The sequence below is a fragment of the Myxococcus llanfairpwllgwyngyllgogerychwyrndrobwllllantysiliogogogochensis genome, assembly GCF_006636215.1.
GTDB lineage: Bacteria > Myxococcota > Myxococcia > Myxococcales > Myxococcaceae > Myxococcus > Myxococcus llanfairpwllgwyngyllgogerychwyrndrobwllllantysiliogogogochensis.
The window spans coordinates 1-21,351 of record NZ_VIFM01000039.1 but is presented as its reverse complement, the minus strand read 5'-3'; the positions used below and the strand labels follow the sequence as shown (position 1 = coordinate 21,351).

The window sequence follows — 21,351 nt, the reverse complement described above, 5'->3', positions numbered from 1 at the left end:
CGTGGCGCCGTCCTCACCGTGAGGACCATGCGCGACCTGGAGGTGATGAGCGAGAGGACGGGAGTGTCGGGAGAGGCGCTTCCCGAGCCCGGCTGTGCCCAGAGCCCCCTGCCGGAGCGAGCGCCCGTCTGGAGCCCCGGTGTCTCCGGCCTGCTCCTGGCGCGCTACTACCTGCCGCGCGGCCACGCGGTGACTCGGGGCAACGCGTGCGTGCTCCTGCGCGACGGCGTGGAGGCGTATCCGGCGATGCTGGAGGCCATCCGGCGGGCCCGGCGCTACATCCGCCTGGAGACGTACATGTTCATCACCGATGCCGTCGGTGAGCTGTTCGGCACGGCGCTCGCGGAGGCCGCCGAGCGCGGCGTGCACGTGAAGGTGCTCTACGACGCGGTGGGCTCCTGGACGAGCCGGAAGGGCTACTTCGAGGAGTTGCGCCAGCGCGGCGTGGACATCCGCCCCTTCAAGCCCTTCAACCTGTCGCACGGCTGGCGACACCTGCTGCGCCGGGACCACCGCAAAATCCTCGTCGTGGACGGCGAGGTTGCCTTCACCGGTGGGGTGAACATCTCCGCGCACTGGGCCCCGGAAGGGGAGGGCGCCGGGTGGCGTGACGACGTGCTGCGAATCGAAGGCCCCGCCGTGCACGCCCTGGAGCGGCGCTTCCTGGCCACCTGGCGGATGATGTTCCAGAACCGCATCCACCGCTGGGCGTCCGGGCTGCAGCACCGCCTGCGCCGACGCCGGGCCGCGTCCCCGCGAGGCGCCACGGGACTGGCGGTGCTGTCCAGCCGGCGGAGCATCCACCGCGCCTATCTGCACGCCATCCAGCGCTCCCGGCGCAGCGTGCTCATCGCCGCGGCGTACTTCGTGCCGGACCGCAAGCTCGTCGCCGCCCTGCGCGACGCGGCCCGGCGGGGCGTGGAGGTGAGCCTGCTCCTCAACGCCCGCAGCGACCACCCCCTGCTGGAGTTCGTCACCCGGGCCTTCTACGAGAAGCTCCTGGGGGCGGGGGTGCGCATCTTCGAGTGGCAGCGCGGCGTGCTCCACGCGAAGACGGCCGTGGTGGACGGGGCCTGGGGCACCATCGGCTCCTTCAACCTGGAGCGGCTGAGCCTGGCCTTCAACCACGAGGTGAACGCCGTGTTCGCCGACCCCAAGCTGGGCCAGGAACTGGAGGACTCCTTCCGAGCGGACTGCGGTGATTGCCGCGAGGTGACGCTGGCGGAATTCCGCCGCCGGCCCCTCTGGCGCAAGCTGCTGGAGCGCGCCCTGTACAGCCTGCGCAAGGTGTTCTGAGGGACGCGGTCTTGTCCCCGGCCCGCCGCGCCGTTACGGACAGGGTGTCTCAGACGACATTCCCCAGGGGGACGCATGGTTCCGATGAGCGGGGCTGGACTCTTGCTGGGTCAACAGTCCATCGCCGGATGCGCGTGCAGGAACCCTTTGCAACGCGTCAAAGGCGATCCTAGAAGTCCCCACATCCTGCGCACGGAAGGGCACCGCACATGACCGACAGTTTCGGCACGAAGTCCAAGCTCCAGGTGGGCTCGGCCACCTATGACTACTTCAGCCTGAGCAAGCTGGCCAAGGCACATCCCTCGGTGGATCGCCTTCCCTTCTCGTTGAAGGTGCTGCTGGAGAACCTGCTGCGCAACGAGGATGGCCGCGTCGTCAAGCGTGAGCACGTCGAGAAGATGCTGGCGTGGGACCCCAAGGCCACCCCGGACGTGGAGATTTCCTTCCACCCCGCGCGCGTGCTCCTCCAGGACTTCACCGGCGTGCCCGCCGTGGTGGACATGGCGGCGATGCGCGAGGCCCTGGCCACCATGGGTGGCGACCCCGCCAAAATCAATCCGCGCAACCCCGCCGACCTGGTCATCGACCACTCGGTGCAGATCGACTCCTTCGCCACGACGGCGGCCTTCAAGGAGAACGCGGAGCTGGAGTTCGAGCGCAACCGCGAGCGCTACGCCTTCCTGCGCTGGGGACAGAGCGCGTTCAAGGGCTTTGGCGTCGTCCCGCCGGACATCGGCATCTGCCATCAGGTCAATCTGGAGTTCCTGGCGCAGGTGACGTTCCGTCAGGGCACCACGGTGTACCCGGACACGTTGGTGGGCACCGACAGCCACACGACGATGATCAACGGCCTGGGCGTGGTGGGCTGGGGCGTGGGCGGCATCGAGGCGGAGGCCGCGCTGCTCGGCCAGCCGATTACGATGCTCATCCCCCAGGTGGTGGGCTTCAAGCTCACCGGCGCGCTGCCCGCGGGCGCCACCGCGACGGACCTGGTGCTCACCGTCACGCAGATGCTTCGCAAGAAGGGCGTGGTCGGCAAGTTCGTGGAGTTCTTCGGCACCGGCCTCAAGGGCCTGTCCCTCCCGGACCGCGCCACCATCGCGAACATGGCGCCCGAGTACGGGGCGACCATCGGCTTCTTCCCCGTGGACGAGGAGAGCCTCAACTACCTGCGCTTCACCGGCCGTCCCGACGCCGTCGTCGCCCTCACGGAGTCCTACGCCAAGGAGCAGGGCCTGTGGCGCAAGGATGACGCGCCGGAGCCGCTCTTCACCGACACGCTGGAGCTGGACCTGGCCACGGTGGTGCCCAGCCTCGCGGGCCCCAAGCGTCCGCAGGACCGCGTCCCGCTGACGGACATGAAGTCCGGCTACGAGAAGTCGCTCGTGGAGATGCTCGCGGCCGGCAAGAGCAAGGGCGAGGACGACGAGGGTGGCGGCAAGGCCAAGGCCCCCGCGGCCCAGGTCCCTCCGGAGCGGCTGGCGCAGACCGTCACCGTGAAGCAGGGTCGGGAGAGCTACCAGCTGGGCCACGGCGCGGTGGTGATTGCGTCGATTACGTCCTGCACCAACACGTCCAACCCGGCGGTGCTGGTGGGCGCGGGCCTCCTCGCGAAGAAGGCCGTGGAGAAGGGCCTCAACCCCAAGCCCTGGGTGAAGACGAGCCTGGCGCCTGGCAGCCGCGTCGTCACCGAGTACCTGCGTGACTCGGGCCTGTTGCCCTACCTGGAGGCCGTCGGCTTCCACGTGGTGGGCTACGGCTGCACCACGTGCATCGGCAACTCCGGTCCGCTGACGGAGCCCGTCGCCAACGCCGTCGTCGAGGGAGACCTCGTCGTCGCCGCGGTGCTCTCCGGCAACCGCAACTTCGAGGGCCGCATCAACCCGCACGTGCGCATGAACTACCTGGCCAGCCCTCCGCTGGTGGTGGCCTACGCGCTCGCCGGCGAGGTGGGGCTGGACATGGACAAGGAGCCGCTGGGCCTGGACCCCAATGGCCGCCCCGTGTTCCTCAAGGACATCTGGCCCACCAACGAGGAAATCAAGACGGTCATCCGCGCGTCGGTGAAGCCCGAGCAGTTCCGCAGCCAGTACGCCAACGCCATGGACGGCGACGCGCTCTGGCAGCAGCTGCCCGTGGGCAAGGGCTCCACGTTCCAGTGGGACATCAAGTCCACCTACGTGCGCAAGCCGCCCTTCTTCGAGAACCTCCCGAAGGAGCCCAAGGCCACGCAGGACATCAAGGGCGCGCGCGTGCTGGCGCTCCTGGGTGACTCCGTCACGACGGACCACATCTCGCCCGCCGGCAACATCGCCAAGACGAGCCCGGCCGCCAAGTACCTGATGGCGGAGGGCGTGGAGCCCAAGGACTTCAACTCCTACGGCGCGCGTCGCGGCAACCACGAGGTGATGGTGCGCGGCACCTTCGCCAACATCCGCCTGAAGAACCTGCTCGTGCCCGGCGTGGAGGGTGGCGTCACCGTGCACATCCCCACCCGTGAGCGGATGAGCATCTACGACGCCTCCATGAAGTACCAGGCGGACAACACCGCGCTGGTGGTGCTGGCCGGCGCCGAGTACGGCACGGGCTCCAGCCGTGACTGGGCGGCCAAGGGCACGCAGCTTCTGGGCGTGAAGGCCGTCATCGCCAAGAGCTTCGAGCGCATCCACCGCTCCAACCTCGTGGGCATGGGCGTGCTGCCCCTGCAGTTCGAGGCGGGCCAGGACGCGCAGTCGCTCGGCCTCACCGGCCACGAGACGTTCGAAATCACGGGCATCGCGCAGGATTTGGCGCCGCAGAAGAAGCTCACCGTGAAGGCCACGGGTGAGGGCGGCACCAAGGAGTTCACCGCGGTGTGCCGCATCGACACGCCGAACGAGCTCGACTACTACCGGCACGGCGGCATCCTCCAGTACGTGCTTCGCCAGCTGGCGAAGGCGTAGTCCCGGAAGACAGAGACCGGCACCCGCTTTCCTCGGCGGGTGCGGGGCTCGCACAGCGGCCCGGAGTGCCCATGTGGCGCTCCGGGCCGTCGTGTCTCAGAGCTCCTTGAGCCGGGCCCAGGCGGCGCGGTAGCGGGCCAGCCGCTCCGTGTCCCTGGCCGTCACCGCGGTGAGCCGGCGCACGTCCATGTTGTCTTCCAGGTCCGCGAGCTTCACCCGCCGCGCCAGCGCGTCCGGACGCAGGCGCTCGATGAAGGCCTCGTACGTCTCGTGCTCCCGCCGCGTGAGTCCCTCCAGCGCGCGCAGCACTTGCTCCGGATAGCCCTGCTCCCGCAGCCGCTCCAGCGTCCAGGGCGTGTCCTCCACCACATCGTGAAGGATGGCGACGGTGCGCTCCTCCTCCGTCTCCAGCCGCATCATCAGCCGCAGCGGGTGCAGGATGTAGGGCTGGCCCGCCTTGTCCCGCTGGCCGCGGTGCGCCTCCACGGCGAGGGCAATCGCGTCTTCGAGGGTGGGCATTCCAGGTGTCCTTCGTGAGGCGCGGCGTCGAGGTCGGCGGAAGTCAGGGCCGCGTCAGTTGTGGTTGCCGGAGCCCGTTCCCGTGGTGCCCTGGGACGTGTTGGCGCCGCCTCCGCCGTTGTAGCTGAGCAGTCCCTCGAGCGCGAGGGTGGTGGGGCTCTGCGTCCCGTCGCTGCGGCGGGGGCGCAGCGTCTTGGAGATGCACACCGCGCCAACGACGACCACCTGGTCATTGTCGCGCCGCCAGTTGGGGGCGACGGGGTCGAACTCGTCCTCGTTGTCGCGGATGTAGAGGTACACGTCGTCCTCGCCGTCACCGTCCACGTCGGCGAAGAGGGCGCGGTTCGCGGTGCGCAGCGCGGTGGAGAACGGGTCCGCGGGCGTCGGGTTGAACGTGGAGCGCACCGGGTCGTGGATGGTCGGCGCGGCGAGATAGGTGTTCCAGCTCGAGTAGTTGCGCCCGTAGTAGCTGCGCGCGAGCTGGAGCCCGCTCTCCGCGCAGCTCTGCCGCTGCCCGGTGCGACTGCTGGCGACGGCGCGCACGCGCTCACCGCCCGCGTACACCATGAGGCTGGCGACCAGGCCCAGCAGCACGGTGACGAGCATGACCACGACAATCAACGTGGCGCCGCGAGCGGCGCGGTGGAAGGGCTTGCGCGACTTGGGGCTCATGGCGCTCACAGGTTGGCGGCCGCCAGGTTGGGCAGCTCCAGACGGCGGGTGTAGAGGCTGCGGTAGAAGCCATCCGCGGCGACGGCGGCCGGCGGCACGTGGTTCTCCGTGGTGATGGGCTTGTCGTCCGCCAGCACCGCGGTGCTCTGCGTGTTGCGGCGCGGGTTGCGGCCGGTGGCCACCACGCTGACGCGCACCGTGCGCAGGCCCGGCTCGAAGCCGGAGCCCAGCCCGTGCCGCCACGTGTACTGGGACGGGTCCTCCTGGCCCGAGGCGTCGAAGCCGAAGGCCACCTGCAGGTCCTCCACGTTCTCCTGCACGACGAAGGGCGGAGTCGCCGCCGGCTCCGAGAAGGGCCTGCCCAGCGCATCCGCCACCAGCCTGCCTTCCGTGCGCAAGAGCGACGGCCGTCCCGACGTGGGGTGGGGGCCGATGAAGAAGTGCACCAGCCGCACCGGATAGACGAGGTCCCCGCTCTGGTAGCCGCCCTTCTCCGGCGCGTTGGAGAAGCCCACCGTCCCCGCCTCGGCGTAGTTCACCTGGCCCGGCACGCCTGGAGACGGCGGGGTGACGACGATGTTGGAGATGAGCGCGGCGCTCGTCATGTTGCTGACCAGGTGGAGCGAGGTCGGCTTGAGGCTCTGCGTGCACGTCACCTGGAGCGCGCCCGTGCCGGGGCGCACCACGGAGACCGCGGCGCCGGGCGTGACGCAGGGCTCGCCCAGGTAGTCGCGGTCCGGCACCACCAGCCACAAGTCGTCGCTGCCGTTGGCGGTGGGCGTGTTGGGAGTGGTGCCCAGGCCGGTGGTGCCGTCGCGGCCGAAGATGGCGCTGACACGCACGGGCACACCGGCCTGGCGCACCCAGATGCCGCCGGGCGCGCCCGCGCCGGCCTGGCGCACCATGCTCATGATGGCCTCGCCCGCGAACCGGGAGGCGTCATGGCTGTCGGCCGTGTGCTCCGTGTTGTGGACGATGCGGCTGCCCGCCATCATCAGCGCCGCCGCGGCCGCGATGATGATGGCCGTGAGGGCCAGGGCGACCATCGTCTCCAGCAGGGTCATTCCTCGCCGGGCTCTCATTGGACGAACACCTCGTTGTGGAACTGGGCGCGCTCCGCGGTGTCGCCCTTGCGCACGACGCGGGTCCAGACCGTCACGGGCCGCGAGCCCGCGGGAAGGAGCGCGGAGGCCGCGGTGGGCACGTCGAGCGGCAGGCCGGTCGTCACGAGAATCTCCCGGCAGTACGTGCCGTCCGGCAGCGAGGCGTCGTTGCACGCCGTGTTGGCGGGGATGCCCGCAAGCGGCTCCACCTGGCCGGTGGCGGACAGCTTGAAGTACGCCCCGGAGCTGGGGTCACCGGCCACGGGCACGCTCGGGTCCGCCCGCCACGGCGCGGTGCCGGGAGCAATCTTGGTGGGGGCCAGCGTGGGACGCGCCACCGCCTGCGCGAGCAGCGGGCCCTTGGCGGCCAGCCACAGCCGCTGCGTGCTCGCCTCGAGCAGGTGTCGCTTCACCTGGAGCAACTGCCCGTCGTGCACGTCGCGCGAGGCGAACACCATTCCGCCCACCGCGCCGGTGGCGGCGAGCGCCAACACCATCATCGCGATGAGCACCTCGATGAGACTGGAGCCCCGAGGGGCGCGAGGATGCGAGCTCATTCGAAGAACCTCTGGCTCCAGTTGAGCAGCCGGAAGATGAAGCCACCCTGGCCGTTGACGCGCAGCTCCTCGTTCGGGCTGGAGGGGCCCTTGGCGCCGGAGTTGTCGATGCGCGTGTTGGTGATGCGGCTGACCTCCAGCCCCACCACGTAGTCCTGCGACGAGGCGCCGTTCTCGCGGTGGTACACCGTCACGCCTCCGAAGTTGGCCAGGTTCAGGCCGGACAGGTTCGTGGCCGCGGCGCTGGCCGAGGTGGCGGTGTTGCCCAAATCCAGCTTCCAGGTGTTGCCGGACATCATCCCGTCGAGCGCCATCAGGTCGCCCAGCTTCCCGTTGGCCGTGCTGAAGTACGCGGTGCGTCCCGCCACGGTGATGTTGCCGTAGATGTGTCGGGGACCCGCGAAGGACAGGGGGAAGGGGGCGGGCTCCTGGAGCACGCCCTGGTTCTCGGCCAGGGTGTGCGCGCTCGAGGCCGTAATCGGGGCGTTGTTCAGCTTGAAGCCGTCCACGCCCATGGGCAGCCGCCGCTTGCGGTCCAGCATCGCCAGGTGCACCTGGCCCGCGGCACCCGGCTGCACCCAGTCCACGCCGCCCGTGCCCACCATGGCGATGAGCTCACCCTCGTAGCCCTTCAGGGCGGTGCCGGTGGTGATGTCCTGCGGCAGCCGCGCCAGCGCCACGTTGGTGGTGATGGGCCGGCGCTCGGTGTCGGTGGAGTCGGTGTCCAGCGCGGAGTACTTGCACGGCGACGTCTCCGAGCACGAGGGGCCCAGGCGCAGCACGTTGGAGTTCTGCCCGGTGGCGCCGTCCAGCTCCCACAGCCGTCCCTCCATGTCGCCCACGTACAGGCGCGAGGCGCCGCCTGTGTCCGTCAGCACGGTGGGCGCGGTGGGAGAGGTGTTGTCCACCCAGCTCTGCGTGTAGTCCTGCTCCCACTGCCACAGCTTCTGGCCGGTGGCGGCGTCGATGGCGAAGACCTCCATGCCGAACGCGGGCGCGCCGGAGGCGCCCGAGCTGCTGGAGGCGACGAAGACGGCATAGACGGGCTCCAGGCCCTGGCGCACCACGCCCACGGACAGACCGCGCGTGCCGCCCAGGCCCCCGTAGTTGTAGAGGCCGGAGGGCTCACGGCCCGGGTCCGCCTGGGGCGCCATGAGGAAGCGCGCGTCCTTCTCCTTCCACTTCACCGCCCACTGCGTGCCGCCCGTGTCGCGGTCCGCCAGCTCCACCGGCGCGAACGCCGGGACGGCGCCCGTCTGCGCGTGGCTGCCCACCAGGTGCCACAGCAGCACCGGGCGCAGCGGGTTGGTGATGTCCATGGCGAACAAGTCCCGGCCCGGGTTGCCCACGTTGGCCACCAGCACCGTGTGCCACTCGCGCTTGCCGCTGCCCACGAAGTCCGCGAAGACGTCCATCACCACCGGCGCGCTGTTGACGCGCGCGTTGTTGCTGCGCAGCCACGGAATCTGCGTGGCCGGCAGGAAGCTCCACAGCTCCGTGCCCCGAGCCGGCGTCGCGCCGCCGAGGAAGCTCTGGCTCCAGTTCTTCGGGAAGGCGGAGGCCGCGGGGCTGACGTTCGGGAAGGACAGCGCCTCCGCCGGGCCGTCGTAGCCAGCGCCGCCCGATACGTAGAAGGCGTGGAGCTGGCCGTCCAGGCCCGCCGCGTACGCCACGGTGGGGCGGGGCGCGCCCTGGTCCGGGATGTTCGCGCTGGCCTTCACCACCGCGGGCGCGGAGTGGACGAAGCCGCCCAGGTGCGCGCGGTTGTCCGCCTCGTCGTTGTTGCACTGGCTGTCGGAGGGCTCGAGGATGGGCGTGCCCGACGCGTCGTGCCCGGAGCTGGTGGCGATGCAGAAGCCGCGCACGCGCTGGAGCAACTGCGCCACCGCGTCGAAGTCCGCGGTGTGCTTCGCCTTGTTGACGGCCTCCGTGCTCTGCCCGAAGTCGGTGCCCGGCAGTTGCGGGGAGTACTGCACCGCCTGCTGCAAGTCGCACACGCCATCGCCCGTCGGGGTGGTGATGAAGTCGAAGCGCGACGTGCCGTCGGGGTTCTGGGCCTCGCCCAGCTTCAGCACGTCCACGCAGCCCGAGTTGGGGGCGGTGCCGTAGTTGGCGTTGATGTCGGTGCCGTCCACGTTCTGCGGCTTCCAGCCCACCTGGAGCACCCCGCGCGGAGCGCGCAGGCCGGCGCCCAGCGAGGGATTGGTCCGCACCTGTCCACCGAAGTAGGTGAAGAGGTTGCGCTCGCCGGGGCGGGGCAGCGCGGTGTCCGCGTCCCACAGGGCGGAGGAGTCCAGGTTGCTCTCGCCCGTGGCGAGCGCGTCGCCGCCGATGAGCGAGTGGGCGCGCAGGTGGCCCGGGAAGTACGGGAACACCCACTGCGAACCCTGGGCGTGCACGTACGTGTCCACGCCGGGCGGATAACCCGACACCGCGTCGTAGGTGGCCGCGAACACCAGGGCGCGAGACCCGTCGGAGTCGCTGCCGTTGGTGTCGTCAAAGGCGACGGGCGCGGAGAGGGCGCGCTCGCTGCTCAGGGGCTCGGAGCCCAGGTTGAGCAGCGTGTTGAGCACGATGCGCGTGCCGGGGACGCTCGACTTGAAGTCGTGGCCCGCGAGATAGACGATGGTCGCCTTCTTCGGGTCATTGTCCTTCTGGTTGAAGCTGAAGAAGTCGTGCCCGCGCCGGTTGTCCTCCGCGACCTGGGCGGCGTTGTCGAAGACGTGCTCGTCCTTGTGGCCGTACCAGCTCACCGCCAGCCGGCGCACCCCGTCCTTGTAAGTCACACGGTAGTTCTCCGTGTGGCCCACCACGCTCTTGAAGCGGAAGTCCCCCATCTGGGAGAACGGGTCTCCGGCGTTGGGGTAGAGGATGCAGGCCTTCCGGTTGCTCAGCGACTGGGCCATGTAGTCCGGGTCCGTGCAGTTGCGCCCGTCCCAGTCATTGCCTCCGCTGAGCTTGTTGTACTGGAATCCGCTCGCCCCCTGGAACCGGGAGCTGAGCACCGGCGTGTTGTCCGGGCGCTTCGTCGTCTCGTAGGACCAGATGCTCGCGCACTCGGCGAACAGGCCGTTGCCGCGCTGGTTGGTGAAGTGCGCGATGTTGTTGAGGGCGTTCTCCCGCTGCGTCGTCGCGCCGTCGCCGTTGGCCACGTACTCGGTGCGGGGGATGTTGCCGATTTCCCAGTGGGGGGCCCAGAACACCTTGTAGCGAGGCTTTTGGGTGACGGGGTCCACCGCGTTGATCAACCCCTTGGTGAAGCTGGCCGTGGAGATGAGGTCCACGTTGGCGTGGAGCGCGTCGTAGATGAGGCCGGGCTTCTTGCTGTTGAGCGTGCAGCCCGACGTCGTCCCTTCGGGGCAGCCACCGGCTCCCGGGAAGTCCAGGCCCGCGTTGCGCAGGTAGTCGTCCAGCATTCCGCCCTTCACCAGGGGGTCACCGTCGCTGTTCGTGCCGTCGGACAAGTCCAGCAGGGCGATTTTCGGCGGGACGCGGTTGATGCGGCGGGCCACCGGCGCGGTGAACTCGATGGTGGACTGGTGCATGCGCACGTGGTGGCAGCCGCTGTTGTTCTTGAAGGTGGAGCAGTCGTTCGCGCACGTGGTGCGGAACTTCTCCGGGGACAGGTCACCGGTGCCCGAGCGGATGAAGTCGATGACGTACTTGGCATCCGCCGCGTCGATGATGAAGGCGCCGCCCATGTACCGCACCGTGCTGAAGCGCGGGCTGGTGACGGTGTTGTTCAGCGTCGCGGCGGTGAAGAACGGGCGCGCGGTGTCGGCCGTGGTGGTGAAGTTATCGATGGCGCCGTACGGATAGATGCCGGTGGTGGGGAACGTGCTGGCGTAGTTCACCGGCACCACGGGCTGCTCCGCGGTGTTGGTGATGGTGAAGTCGCAGCCGTCGTTCCACCGCGTGTCGTTGACGGGCGCCGGCGGCGTGTGGCGGTTGGTGGGCACGCACCGGTTGGGCGACGCCTTCAAATCATTGATGGCCAGATACACCGTCACCGGGTGGCTGGCGTTGGCGCCTCCTGGCTGGTTCGACTGGAGGATGCGCCACACCAGTCCGTACGCGGACAGCGAGCCGCAGCCCCGCTGGAAGGTGGCCTGCTCGGGAATGATGAGCGCGCCGCGACTGAAGGTGACGAGGTCCGTCGCCGAGGCGGGCAGTGCCACCAGCAAGGACATGGCGACGAGCGCGCGCCACAGCGTGGAAGAGGGGGGCCGAGGAGTCATGGGGTGCTCCCACCGGGGGTGAACCGACCCAATCCGGGTCAGCTTCGCCACCTCTCTGCACGCCATATGCCCGGGTGCGCCGCGCGCTCGCCCCGAGGACCGCCTCGAAAAATTGCCAGTGCGCCTGTACGCCTGGGAGGTGTGCGGCTATGCAAAGTTTGCGAGTCCGCAATCGTTTGCGTAGCAGCGCCTTCAGGGGTGCGGGGTTGGTTTCACCAGTCCGACTTGCCCCGCAGCGTCTTCTTCTCCGACGTGCGCTTCTTGCCTTCCAGGCGTCGGCGCTTGGCGCCCGCGGTGGGGCGCGTGGCCCTGCGGACCTTGGGCACGAAGGTGAGGGCGCGCAGGCCCTCTCGGAGTCGGTCCAACGCGACGCCCTTGTTCTGGGTCTGGCTGCGGCGCTCGGTGGCGGTGACGGAGAGCTCCGTGGCGCCGTGGGTGAGGCGCACGCCGCTGGCGGTGGTGTTGCGGTGCTGGCCGCCCGGACCGGAGGCGATGAAGTAGTCCACCTCGCACGCCTTCAGCAGGGCCTCGTCATCGAGCGCCAGGGCGTCCAGCGCGGCTTGTCGGCGTATCGGTGAGGTGGTCATGGCGTCTCTCAAAGTAGCCCTCGACGCCCGTGCCGTGCACCGACTGACTGCTCCCGCCCGGCGCGTACGCGGGCCCTCGGAGGCCCCCTGGTTTCCATCCTCCCGGGGGTGCTCTCTTCTTGAGAGGGCGATTGCATCAAATTGATATGGACGGTGGACGTTTCCGAGGCGTTCTCAAGTAATTCCAGTGGGTTGAGGCGTGGCCCGGCTGTTGCTCTATGGGTGGCCAGACGCGGTAAGCACAGGAGAAACGAACATGGCCATCAAGACCTGGCAGCTGGATACGACGCACACGACGGTGGGTTTCATGGTTCGCCACATGGTGGTGGCGAAGGTGCACGGCCGCTTCACGCGGTTCGAGGGCAAGGTGGAGGTGAATGGGGATGACCTGGCGCAGGGCTCGGCCGAGGTGAAGATCGACGTGTCGAGCATCGACACGGGCGTGGAGCAGCGTGACAACCACCTGCGCTCGCCGGACTTCTTCGACGCGGCGGCCTTCCCCAAGCTCATCTTCCGCAGCAAGCGCGTGCAGGACGCGGGCAAGGGCCACTACCGCGTGGTGGGTGACCTGACGATTCGCGACGTCACACGCGAAGTGGTGCTGGAGACGGAGCTGCTCGGGAAGGTGAAGGACCCGTGGGGCAACGAGCGACTGGCCTTCCAGGCGAGCACCAGCATCGACCGCAAGGACTTCGGCCTCTCATGGAACCAGGCGCTGGAGGCAGGCGGGCTGCTGGTGGGTGAGCGTGTGGATATCACCCTGGACGTGCAGGCGGTGGCGGTGGCGGCGGAGAAGGCGGCGTGAAGAAGCCGACGGCGGGACGCCCGCTCACCCGAAGGTCCGTGGCGGGCGGGTTGGTGGTCGGTGCTTCGGGCCTCGTGGGTGGCGGGCTCCTGTCGCGCCCCGCAACGCGGGGTGGGGTTGATGCATCTGAGTTGCAGTTTGAAAGGAAAGGGAGGCAGGCGATGATCTTCGTTCGAAATGCAGAGGAAAGAGGCCATGCCAACCACGGCTGGTTGGACACGCACCACACGTTCTCCTTCGCGGACTACTACGACCCGGACTTCATGGGGTACAGGACGCTGAGGGTCATCAACGAGGACACGGTGGCGCCCAACCGCGGGTTCGGGATGCACCCGCACCGGGACATGGAGATCATCACCTACGTGCTGGGCGGCCAGGTGGAGCACCGCGACAGCATGGGGACCGAGGCGGTCATCAAGCCCGGCGAGGTGCAGCGGATGAGCGCGGGGACGGGCGTGGTGCACAGCGAGATGAACAACTTCTCGGAGCCGCTGCACATGCTGCAGATCTGGGTCGTCCCGAGCGAGAAGGGCCTGAAGCCGGGTTACGAGCAGAAGGCGTTCGACGTGAAGGAGCGCCAGGGCCGCTTCCGGGTGGTGGCGTCGCCGGATGGGCGGGAGGGCTCGCTGACGGTGCACCAGGACCTGGTGCTGCACGGCACGCTGCTGGGCGCGGGTGAGAAGGCGGAGTACGCGCTCGCTCCGGGACGGCACGCGTGGCTGCAGGTGGCGCGGGGCTCGGGCACCCTCAACGGGGTGAAGGTGAAGGCGGGCGACGGGGTGGCGGTGTCGGCCGAGGACACGCTGGTGCTCACCGCCGAGGCGCCGGTGGAGGCCCTGCTGTTCGACATGGCCTGAGCGTACGAATCGGGGCCGGGTGGCGAGGGCTGAGAAGCCCCTGCTCCCCGGCCCTCGTGCGTTTCGAGGGGCGCGCGTGCCCTCCGACTAGCGGATGTTGAGCGTGAGGCCCGTCTTGGCCTGGCGTCCGTCCTCGCTGGTGGCGATGACGGTGATGGGCACGGGGAGTCGCGTGAGGCTGCTCTGCGTGTAGATGAGGAAGTTGACGGTGGTCTGGTCCGCGGCGACGACCACGGGCTGGGCGGAGATTCTCCGGGTGGGCGACTCGACGGTGAGCGTCACCGGACCGGCGAACGGGGCAATCCGGTTCACCGTGACTCCGACGAACTCGTTCGCGCCCGCGAGCACGGTGATCTGCCGGGGCTCCAGGGTGATGGAGAAGTCTGGCTGCGCCACGGTCGGCGGAAGGACGACGACGTAGAACGTGGCGCCCGACGCGAAGTCCTTCACGCTGTCCGTCGCCAGCAGCAGCATCCGCTGGGTGCCGGTGACCTGGATGTCCTGGGCGACGGCGACGGTGACGGGCGTGGTGATGGTCGTCTCTCCCTCGGGGAGCACGACCTCTGGCGTGAGGGTGATGCCGTCGGGTTGGGACTCCAGATTCACCCGGAGCTCTCCGGGCTGGTCTCCCACGCGGTCCAGCGTCAGGTCGAACTGCGCGGACTCACCCGGCATGAGGCTGACCGCTTCAGGCGCGGTGATTTGGACCCGGTAGTAAGGCGAGTTGCTGTTGCAGGAGGCGGCGAACAGGCAGCCGAGGATGAAGAGGCTTCGGCGGATGACGGGCATCATGGTCGTGGGTCTCCCGGGGTCGTCGCAGCATGAAACCCCCGTCTCCGTCGGGCAAGCCGGCTGGAAGGCCAGCGTGCGCGGAGCGACACCGGCCGTGCGCTCTGGAAAAGACGTGAGGGGCTTCGTGGGGAAAGTGACGACGTCCAACCCTCGCTGGGGCCGGACATTCCTTGGGGCGAGGGGTGGGGACCGGAGGCCTCATGTCCGGGACGTAGAACTTCGGGCGGGGTGGTTCGTTCACTGAGACGAACAGACCCCTTCCATTCCCGGAGTACTTCATGGACCTCAAGTCCCTGTCGCGGGCCGTGCTGTCGGCCGCGCTCGCCACCAGCTTGTCCGCTGCCCCCGCCCTGGCCGAGTCCGCCATCCCCGTGCGGCCTGGCGCCGTGGCTCCCAAGGCGCCCCCAGCGGTGAAGCCTTCCCAGGAGCAGCCCCCGGCGGTGAAGCCCACCCAGGAGGCTCCGGCCCAGGACGCGAAGGTGAAGGCGCCCCGCCCTGAAATCGAGGTGGTCTTCGTGCTCGACACCACGGGCTCGATGAGCGGCCTGCTGGAGGGCGCGAAGGCGAAAATCTACTCCATCGCGTCTCGCATCGCGCAGGGCCGGCCCACGCCGCACCTGAAGGTCGGCCTGGTGGCGTACCGGGACGTGGGGGACGACTACGTGACGAAGCGGTTCGACCTGAGCGATGACCTGGACACGGTGTTCGCGAACCTGCGGCGCTTCGAGGCGGGCGGCGGAGGAGACACGCCCGAGCACGTGGGCCGGGGGCTGGGCGAGGCGGTGTCGAAGCTGTCGTGGAACCAGGACCGGTCGGTGATGAAGGCCATCTTCCTGGTGGGCGACGCGCCTCCGGCGAAGCACAACGACGACTGGGACTTCAAGCACTGGGCGAAGCGCGCCCGCGAGCAGCACATCGTGGTGAACACCGTGCGCTGCGGCTCGGACGAGGAGACGCAGACGGCGTGGAAGTACGTGGCGAAGCTGACGGACGGCACGTTCGACTCCATCGACCAGTCGGGCGGCATGGTGGCGGTGGCGACGCCGTATGACGCGGAGCTGGCGAAGGTGAACTCGGCGCTGGCGTCGAAGACGCTCTACACCGGCAAGGCGGAGGTGCAGACGGCGAACAAGGCCCGCGCCGAGGCCATGGCGGAGCTGGCTCCGGAGGCCGCGGCCGAGCGCATCAGCTACATGCGCAAGACGAGCGGCAGCGGCTCGCCCGGTGCGCCCGCGCCGAGCAGCGCGCCCAAGGCCGTGGGCGGAGCGGTGGACCTGGTCTCCGCGCCCGCGGCGTTGGCGAGCGTGCGTGACGACGAGCTGCCCTCGGAGCTGAAGGGCCTGAGCGTCGAGGGGCGGGCGAAGAAGGTGAAGCAGCTCGCCGACGAGAAGAAGGACCTGGAGACGCAGGCGTCCAAGCTCGCCGCCGAGCGCGAGGCGTGGCTCGCGAAGAACCGTCCGGAGAAGGAGGACGCCTTCGACGCCAACGTGATGAAGGGCGTCAAGGCCCAGGCCGCCAGGCACGGCGTGGCGTACTGAGCCGCGCTTCGCTCGAGACACCCAGGGGCCGTGGTTCGCCTTCCCAGGCGGCCACGGCCCTTTTCGCTATTCGCGCGTCACCGCCTGGAGGATGACTTCGCGGCGCCGGTCCAGCAGGCGCAGCGCCAGGGGCAGCGAGCTCCGGTAGATGACCAGGTTGAGTCCCGCGCACAGGGCAATCATCGCCGCGGACTGCCAGGAAGGGCCGTCCTTCCCCGCCAGCTTCAATGCCCAGCCAAAGGGCATGCAGCCGACGCTCGCCGCGACGATGCCCAGCATGGACGCCGTCAGCGGCACCTTGTCGCGCCGCTTGAGGCTCGCGTGGAACTTCACCGGGAAGTAGAGCGAGAGGAAGTTGCCGGCGGCCATCAGCACCGGCACGACGCCCAGCACCGCGGCCAGGGCGCACGCGATGTCCACCGCCGTCCCGAAGCCGAAGTACACCCGGTAGAAGACGGCCACCATCAGCGCCATGCCGAGCGCCGCCGCCGCCTGCACCTGGTTCTTCGCGCGCAGCACGTCCGCCAGGTCCAACGGCGCCGCGAGGAACGCCGCGAAGCCCTGTCCGTCATAGGCGAAGGTGTTCTGGGAGAACGTCGACGCAATCACCACCGCGCCGTAGATGCACAGGCCGCCCATCAGCCACGCGTCCGCGGAGCGACCCAGCAGGAAGACGAACAAGTCCCGCCCGGACAGGAGCTTCAGGAGGATGGCCAGGATGAAGGGCACCGATGCGAGCAGGCGCGCGCGCGGGTTGCGCCACAAGTCCAGCGCCTCGCGCGTCACCAGCGTGGAGAAGCGTGTGCGCGTGCGCTCGAACGGGTTGCTGTCCTTCGCGTCCTTCATCTGCGGCCCCGCGCGTCCCGACTGCCGGTGGAAGCGCATCAGCAGCGCGTACGCCACCGCCATGCCCACGGCCGCGAAGAACAGCAGGCCCAACGCCTCCGCCATCGCCACGCGCGGGCGGAACCAGGCGAGCTGTCCCAGGCCGTCTCCGAAGAAGCCCGGAGGCACGCGCCCCAGCGCCACCGCCGCGTTGATGATGAGCGACATGTCCAGCGCGTCCACGCCGTCCTCGCCCACCGCCGTCAGCCACGAGGTGTCGATGGGCGGAATGAACGACGCGGCGATGAGGAACGCCAGCAGGCCGCCGCCCATGATTTCCGCGCTGCGCTTCTCTCGCAGCACGTTGATGACGGCGTACAGCGCCACGCGGCTCCACGCGGCGCAGAGGAACGCGAACAGCACGTAGAGCACCACCGCCAGCCACGGTGCCCACAAGGGATAGATGGACGCAAAGCCCAGCGCGGCGCCTGTGAGCGGCGCGTAGAACACCAGCGCGCGCGGCTCGAAGAGGCTGGCCACCGTGGAGGCGATGAGCAGGCGGAAGGGCGAAATCGGAAACGCCGCGTACCGGCTCAGCTCCGAGTGGTCATCCACGCCAGCGGACAACAGCGGCCAGGTCACCCACACGGAGAAGGTGACGAAGCACAGCAGGTTGAGGATGAAGTAGGGCCAGACGTCGCTCTCCACGACGGGCTTGAGCCGCATCAGTGCGAAAAAGAACAGGCCGAAGAACAGGCCCGGCGCGCTCGACGCGACGAACGAGCCCACCGCGAGCAGGCGGCTCTTGCCCGGCCCCTGGTTCAACCCGATGTTGAAGCGCAGCCCCCACAACAGCCACAGGTGCCGGAAGAAACCGGGAACGGCGGGGCGGCTCATGCCGGCTCCCGCAGCGGGACGACGGGAGCGGGGGCCTCGCCGTAGAACGACAGCCGCGCGTTGCGCGACGAGGGCACGGCGATGAGCTTCTCGAACACCGCCTCCAGCGAAGAACAGTCGTAGCGCTGGAGCAGGGAGGACACCGGTCCCTGGTCCAGCATGCGTCCGGCCTGGATGATGCCCGCGTGGGTGGCCAGCCGGTCCGCGATCTCCAGCACGTGCGTGGTGAGCAGCAGCGTGACGCCGCGCCGGCTCAGCTCGCGCAAGAGCTCGCGGATGACGCCCGCCGCCAGCACGTCGATGCCCTCGAAGGGTTCGTCCAGCAACACCAGCTCCGGTGCGTGGATCAACGCCGCGGCGATGGCGAGCCGCCGCCGCATGCCCTTGGAGTACTCGGAGACGAGCGAGCCCGCCTTGTACGTCAGCTCCGTCAGCTCCAGGAGCTCCGTGGCCCGCGCCCCGGCCTCGTCGCCGTCCAGGCCGTACATGCGCGCGCAGAAGGTGAGGTACTGCCGGCCGGTGAGCCGCTCGAAGAGGCTCAGCTCCTCCGGCACCACGCCCACGCGGCGCTTCACCTCCATGGGCTTTTGCACCGCGTCCACGCCGAGCATGCGGATGGAGCCCGCGTCGGGGCCGTACACACCTGTCAGGAGCGCGATGCTGGTGGACTTCCCGGCGCCGTTGGGGCCCAGGTACGCATAGAAGGCCCCCTTGGGTATCTGGAGGTCCAGGCCGTTGAGCGCGGTGAAGCCACCAAAGCGCTTGATCAGCCCGCGCGCGTCGACGGCGAGGTCATCGGAAGGGGAGGGCGTCATGAAGTGACGCCATCACACCCGAGCCCGGCCCCCGGCGACAATCCCCACCCGGCGCGCCGGGCACGGAATCCTCAGTGGACGAAGGCCATCTCTGGCGGGCCGACAATCTGCTGCACCGTCATCCGCACCTTGTCCAGGTCCACGGGCTTGGAGATGTAGCCGGCCGCGCCCACCAGCTCCGCCTCCCACTCGAAGCCGTAGCCGGAGATGATGATGATGGGCAGCCCCCGGGCACGCGGCATCTTCTTCAGCGCGTCCAGGAGTCCCCATCCGCTCATCACCGGCATGCGCAGGTCGAGCAACACGGCGGCGGGCATGTCGCCCTCCAGATGGTCCAGCGCTTCGCGGCCGTTGGCGGCCTGAACGGTTCGGTAACCCATCTCCTCGAGGGCATCGCAGATGAGCGTGCGGTGACTCGCGTCGTCATCGACGACCAGGATGTGGGACATGGCAGGGCCTCAGAGGGGAGCTGCGGCGTCTCGGACCGCGGGATTCTATGGGCGGCAAGATGGGAACGGGGAGTTCATTCCGGAAGGGGGCGCCCCACTTTTCAACAGCCAACCACCCTCGCGATGCAACCCGCTTCGCGGCTACTCCTGGGGCTTCTTCTCCAGGTCTCCGGACCCGTCTGCCCCGTGGTCCGTCCGCCGCAGATACGTGTTGTGCGCATAGCCCTGGCGCGACAACCGCTGCGACTCGATGGCGTCCGCGACCTTCGTGCACACCTGTCCCAGCAGGCGCAAGGACTCCGCCAGCAGCTTCTCGGCGTGGTCCTGGGCGTCGGCGGCGGCGATGGTCGTTCGCTCTTTGCGGAACAGCCCTGGCAACTTCATCCCTCCGAATCTAGGAGACCCCGCCGTCAGGCGCCACCGCCCTTGGGGCCCCTTCCGCCCCCCAGGGACCTGTCCCGGCCTCGGACTCGGCGCCACCTCGCTCCCTTGACAGGATTGACCGGCTGGCAAATTTACATTTTTGAGCAGACCTCGCCGGCGACACCCTCGCCAGCCCCGGAACTGTCGTGTAACCCACGGGAATTCAAAGGGCTTAACGAATTTTCAAGTGGGGGGATGACATCGAGTTAATTCGTCCTTACATTGCTTCTCGTCTCATTGCTGCGGAGGAAACGCGCATGGCTTACGACGGCGAGCTGGTGAAGATGGAGAACGGTCGCTGGGCGCGGTTCCAGCGGTGCCAGGTGTACCGCCCGGGTGTGGCGGACGCTGGCGAGACGATGCTGCTGATCGCCGTGGAGCTCGAGGAGCGCTACCAGCTCCTCCTCGACGGGGCGGCGGATTCCCTGGCCCAGTACCGCTACCAGGGCGTGCCCGTGCAGGTCCGGTTGGATCCGGACGCGCAGGCCATCACCCTTCAGCCGGAAGTGGCCGCATCCGTACCCGCCGTGCACTGATGCCGCGCTCCCCGTGAGCGCGCCGGTGCGGGTTTGACGGATTCACAACACAAGGGGCCTCGCGATTCACATCGCGGGGCCCTTTGAATTTACAGCCCCCGGCGGGCTGCGTCAGCGACCCTCCAGCCAGCGCGAGTACGCCCCGAAGTCGTAGCCCCGGCCGAGGAAGTCCCGGACCAGGTCCGCGGCGTCCTTGGAGCCCCCCGGCGCCAGCACGGTGTCGCGGTAGCGGTGGGCGGTCTCCACGTCCATCAGCCCGTGCTCCTCGAAGGGCGTGAGCAGGTCGCGCGCGATGACGAGCGACCAGAGGTACGCGTAGTAGAGCGCCGAGTAGTCGCCATCCAACTGGGTGAAGGCGAGGTGGGCGTACGTGCCGTTGACGGCGCGGAAGGGCAGGTAGCGCTCCTGGAGCGCCAGGACGCTCGCGGTGGAGTCGGTGCCCTCGGGGTTGCCGGCGTGCAGGTTGAGGCTGACGGCGGCGTAGAAGAGCTGCTGGCGCACCCAGAGCCCCTTGCCGAAGGAGTCCGCGCGGCGCATGCGGGAGATGAGGTCGGCGGGCAGCGGCGCGTCCGTGTCGATGTGGCGGGCGAAGCGCTGGAGTGACTCCACGCTCCAGGCCCACTCCTCCAGCACCTGCGCGGGGGCCTCCACGAAGTCGACCTCGGTGCGCGTGCCGGACAGCCCGGCCCAGCGGGCGCGGCCGCCCAGCACGTGGTGCAGCAGGTGGCCGAACTCGTGGAAGAAGGTGCGCACCTCGGAGTGCTGGAGCAGCGCGGGCCGCGTGCCGGGGCGGGGGAAGTTGCACGTCAGCACGCCCTCCGGCAGGGCCTTGCCCGCGCGGCCCATGGCCAGGTCCCACTGCGCGGCGTGGGTGTACTTGCCGGGGCGCGGGTGCATGTCCAGGTAGAAGCGGCCCCGGCGCTCGGTGCCCTCGTAGACGTCCCAGACCTCCACGTCCGGGTGCCAGACGGGGGCGTCCGGCACGCGTCGGTAGGTGAGCCCGAAGAGGCTGGCGGTGAGGTCCAGCACGCCCTGCTTCACGCGCGTGTATTCGAAGTAGGGCCGCAGCTCGCGCGAGTCGAAGCGGTACTGCTCGGCGCGCACGCGGTCCTCGAGCCACGCCTGCTCCCAGGGCTCCACGCGGGTGGCGTCGGGCACCTGCTCACGCTTGCGCGCGAGCAGCGTGGCGTACTCCCCGCGCATGCGGCCGTCGACGGCGGCGGCCAGCTCCTCGATGAAGTCCGCCGCCACCTGCTGTCGGCGCACCATCTTGTCCTCGGCCGCGTAGGCCGCCCAGCTCGGGTAGCCCAGCAGCGTGGCCAGCGCGTGGCGCGCCTGGAGCATCCGCGCGAGCGTGTCCAGGTTGCGCGGATGTCCCCGGCGCCGTCCCAGGCGCCACAGCGCCTCGCGCGCGGCCGTGTCGCGCGCATACGTCATGAAGGGCCCCAGGTCCGAGGAGTCCGTGGCCAGGCGCACGCGGCCATCGGGGCCGGGCGGGTG

At 69.3% G+C, this 21,351-nt stretch carries 18 protein-coding genes; 6 read left to right on the top strand and 12 right to left on the bottom strand.

What is annotated here, in order from left to right; genetic code table 11:
• Positions 1-45 precede the first annotated feature (45 nt).
• Both FJV41_RS12575 and acnA read left to right on the top strand, forming a co-directional pair.
• Positions 46-1,296, top strand: a complete 1,251-nt coding sequence (locus FJV41_RS12575) for a phospholipase D-like domain-containing protein (protein WP_246137169.1) — start codon at positions 46-48, stop codon at positions 1,294-1,296.
• Between the two features lie 209 nt (positions 1,297-1,505).
• Positions 1,506-4,238 carry an aconitate hydratase AcnA gene (acnA, locus tag FJV41_RS12570; RefSeq protein ID WP_141642697.1) on the top strand — a complete coding sequence of 911 codons (2,733 nt, stop codon included), beginning with the start codon at positions 1,506-1,508 and terminating at the stop codon, positions 4,236-4,238.
• 96 nt (positions 4,239-4,334) lie between these two features.
• Here acnA and FJV41_RS12565 read toward each other — a convergent pair whose 3' ends face one another.
• The 6 genes from FJV41_RS12565 to FJV41_RS12540 all read right to left on the bottom strand — a co-directional run bounded on the left by FJV41_RS12565 (position 4,335) and on the right by FJV41_RS12540 (position 11,914).
• On the bottom strand, positions 4,335-4,757 hold the full coding sequence (locus FJV41_RS12565) for an HD domain-containing protein (protein ID WP_141642696.1): 423 nt from the start codon (positions 4,755-4,757) through the stop codon (positions 4,335-4,337).
• 54 nt (positions 4,758-4,811) lie between these two features.
• On the bottom strand, positions 4,812-5,429 hold the full coding sequence (locus tag FJV41_RS12560) for a hypothetical protein (protein WP_141642695.1): 618 nt from the start codon (positions 5,427-5,429) through the stop codon (positions 4,812-4,814).
• 5 nt (positions 5,430-5,434) lie between these two features.
• A complete protein-coding gene (locus FJV41_RS12555; RefSeq protein ID WP_141642694.1) occupies positions 5,435-6,511 on the bottom strand; it encodes a PilW family protein in 1,077 nt (358 codons plus the stop codon).
• Positions 6,508-7,089: a PulJ/GspJ family protein gene (locus FJV41_RS12550; protein ID WP_141642693.1), complete on the bottom strand. Its 582-nt coding sequence runs from the start codon at positions 7,087-7,089 to the stop codon at positions 6,508-6,510. The genes FJV41_RS12555 and FJV41_RS12550 overlap by 4 nt, the downstream gene beginning before the upstream one ends.
• Positions 7,086-11,327, bottom strand: coding sequence for a pilus assembly protein (locus FJV41_RS12545; protein WP_141642692.1), 4,242 nt, complete (start codon positions 11,325-11,327; stop codon positions 7,086-7,088). Before FJV41_RS12545 ends, FJV41_RS12550 begins: the two co-directional genes overlap by 4 nt.
• Positions 11,328-11,539: 212 nt before the next feature.
• A complete protein-coding gene (locus FJV41_RS12540; protein ID WP_141642691.1) occupies positions 11,540-11,914 on the bottom strand; it encodes a peptide chain release factor family protein in 375 nt (124 codons plus the stop codon).
• A 256-nt stretch (positions 11,915-12,170) separates the two neighbouring features.
• Here FJV41_RS12540 and FJV41_RS12535 point away from each other — a divergent pair, with 256 nt between their 5' ends.
• Positions 12,171-12,719, top strand: coding sequence for a YceI family protein (locus FJV41_RS12535; RefSeq protein WP_141642690.1), 549 nt, complete (start codon positions 12,171-12,173; stop codon positions 12,717-12,719).
• 161 nt (positions 12,720-12,880) lie between these two features.
• The gene (locus FJV41_RS12530; RefSeq protein ID WP_141642689.1) at positions 12,881-13,576 is read left to right on the top strand and encodes a pirin family protein; all 696 of its coding nucleotides are present in this window, start codon (positions 12,881-12,883) and stop codon (positions 13,574-13,576) included.
• Between the two features lie 87 nt (positions 13,577-13,663).
• Here the strand turns inward: FJV41_RS12530 and FJV41_RS12525 are convergent, their stop codons facing one another.
• Entirely contained in the window at positions 13,664-14,368 is a 705-nt protein-coding gene (locus FJV41_RS12525; protein ID WP_174466611.1) for a hypothetical protein, read from the bottom strand.
• A gap of 278 nt (positions 14,369-14,646) precedes the next feature.
• Between FJV41_RS12525 and FJV41_RS12520 the strand changes: the two genes are divergently transcribed.
• A complete protein-coding gene (locus FJV41_RS12520; protein ID WP_141642688.1) occupies positions 14,647-15,906 on the top strand; it encodes a vWA domain-containing protein in 1,260 nt (419 codons plus the stop codon).
• Between the two features lie 66 nt (positions 15,907-15,972).
• On the opposite strand, the gene FJV41_RS12515 is transcribed toward FJV41_RS12520, so the two are convergent.
• From FJV41_RS12515 to FJV41_RS12500, 4 genes are all read right to left on the bottom strand, one after another.
• Complete coding sequence (locus FJV41_RS12515; RefSeq protein ID WP_141642687.1) at positions 15,973-17,628, bottom strand: hypothetical protein; 1,656 nt, start codon at positions 17,626-17,628, stop codon at positions 15,973-15,975.
• Positions 17,625-18,443: an ABC transporter ATP-binding protein gene (locus FJV41_RS12510; protein ID WP_141642686.1), complete on the bottom strand. Its 819-nt coding sequence runs from the start codon at positions 18,441-18,443 to the stop codon at positions 17,625-17,627. Before FJV41_RS12510 ends, FJV41_RS12515 begins: the two co-directional genes overlap by 4 nt.
• Before the next feature lie 71 nt (positions 18,444-18,514).
• Entirely contained in the window at positions 18,515-18,892 is a 378-nt protein-coding gene (locus FJV41_RS12505; protein WP_141642685.1) for a response regulator, read from the bottom strand.
• 141 nt (positions 18,893-19,033) lie between these two features.
• On the bottom strand, positions 19,034-19,276 hold the full coding sequence (locus FJV41_RS12500) for a hypothetical protein (protein WP_141642684.1): 243 nt from the start codon (positions 19,274-19,276) through the stop codon (positions 19,034-19,036).
• A gap of 296 nt (positions 19,277-19,572) precedes the next feature.
• Here FJV41_RS12500 and FJV41_RS12495 point away from each other — a divergent pair, with 296 nt between their 5' ends.
• A complete protein-coding gene (locus FJV41_RS12495; RefSeq protein ID WP_141642683.1) occupies positions 19,573-19,851 on the top strand; it encodes a hypothetical protein in 279 nt (92 codons plus the stop codon).
• Positions 19,852-19,962: 111 nt separating this feature from the next.
• Here the strand turns inward: FJV41_RS12495 and FJV41_RS12490 are convergent.
• Positions 19,963-21,351: M3 family metallopeptidase (locus FJV41_RS12490; protein WP_141642682.1), on the bottom strand; the 1,389-nt coding region annotated here is incomplete at its 5' end.

Bases quoted from the DNA above. Each gene is read 5' to 3' on its own strand.
- FJV41_RS12535 (WP_141642690.1), top strand. From the start codon at position 12,171: ATGGCCATCAAGACCTGGCAGCTGGATACGACGCACACGACGGTGGGT.
- FJV41_RS12545 (WP_141642692.1), bottom strand. From the start codon at position 11,327: ATGACTCCTCGGCCCCCCTCTTCCACGCTGTGGCGCGCGCTCGTCGCC.
- FJV41_RS12565 (WP_141642696.1), bottom strand. From the start codon at position 4,757: ATGCCCACCCTCGAAGACGCGATTGCCCTCGCCGTGGAGGCGCACCGC.
- FJV41_RS12540 (WP_141642691.1), bottom strand. From the start codon at position 11,914: ATGACCACCTCACCGATACGCCGACAAGCCGCGCTGGACGCCCTGGCG.
- FJV41_RS12525 (WP_174466611.1), bottom strand. From the start codon at position 14,368: ATGATGCCCGTCATCCGCCGAAGCCTCTTCATCCTCGGCTGCCTGTTC.
- FJV41_RS12495 (WP_141642683.1), top strand. From the start codon at position 19,573: ATGGCTTACGACGGCGAGCTGGTGAAGATGGAGAACGGTCGCTGGGCG.
- FJV41_RS12515 (WP_141642687.1), bottom strand. From the start codon at position 17,628: ATGAGCCGCCCCGCCGTTCCCGGTTTCTTCCGGCACCTGTGGCTGTTG.
- acnA (WP_141642697.1), top strand. From the start codon at position 1,506: ATGACCGACAGTTTCGGCACGAAGTCCAAGCTCCAGGTGGGCTCGGCC.
- FJV41_RS12505 (WP_141642685.1), bottom strand. From the start codon at position 18,892: ATGTCCCACATCCTGGTCGTCGATGACGACGCGAGTCACCGCACGCTC.
- FJV41_RS12575 (WP_246137169.1), top strand. From the start codon at position 46: ATGAGCGAGAGGACGGGAGTGTCGGGAGAGGCGCTTCCCGAGCCCGGC.
- FJV41_RS12520 (WP_141642688.1), top strand. From the start codon at position 14,647: ATGGACCTCAAGTCCCTGTCGCGGGCCGTGCTGTCGGCCGCGCTCGCC.
- FJV41_RS12510 (WP_141642686.1), bottom strand. From the start codon at position 18,443: ATGACGCCCTCCCCTTCCGATGACCTCGCCGTCGACGCGCGCGGGCTG.
- FJV41_RS12550 (WP_141642693.1), bottom strand. From the start codon at position 7,089: ATGAGCTCGCATCCTCGCGCCCCTCGGGGCTCCAGTCTCATCGAGGTG.
- FJV41_RS12530 (WP_141642689.1), top strand. From the start codon at position 12,881: ATGATCTTCGTTCGAAATGCAGAGGAAAGAGGCCATGCCAACCACGGC.
- FJV41_RS12560 (WP_141642695.1), bottom strand. From the start codon at position 5,429: ATGAGCCCCAAGTCGCGCAAGCCCTTCCACCGCGCCGCTCGCGGCGCC.
- FJV41_RS12500 (WP_141642684.1), bottom strand. From the start codon at position 19,276: ATGAAGTTGCCAGGGCTGTTCCGCAAAGAGCGAACGACCATCGCCGCC.
- FJV41_RS12555 (WP_141642694.1), bottom strand. From the start codon at position 6,511: ATGAGAGCCCGGCGAGGAATGACCCTGCTGGAGACGATGGTCGCCCTG.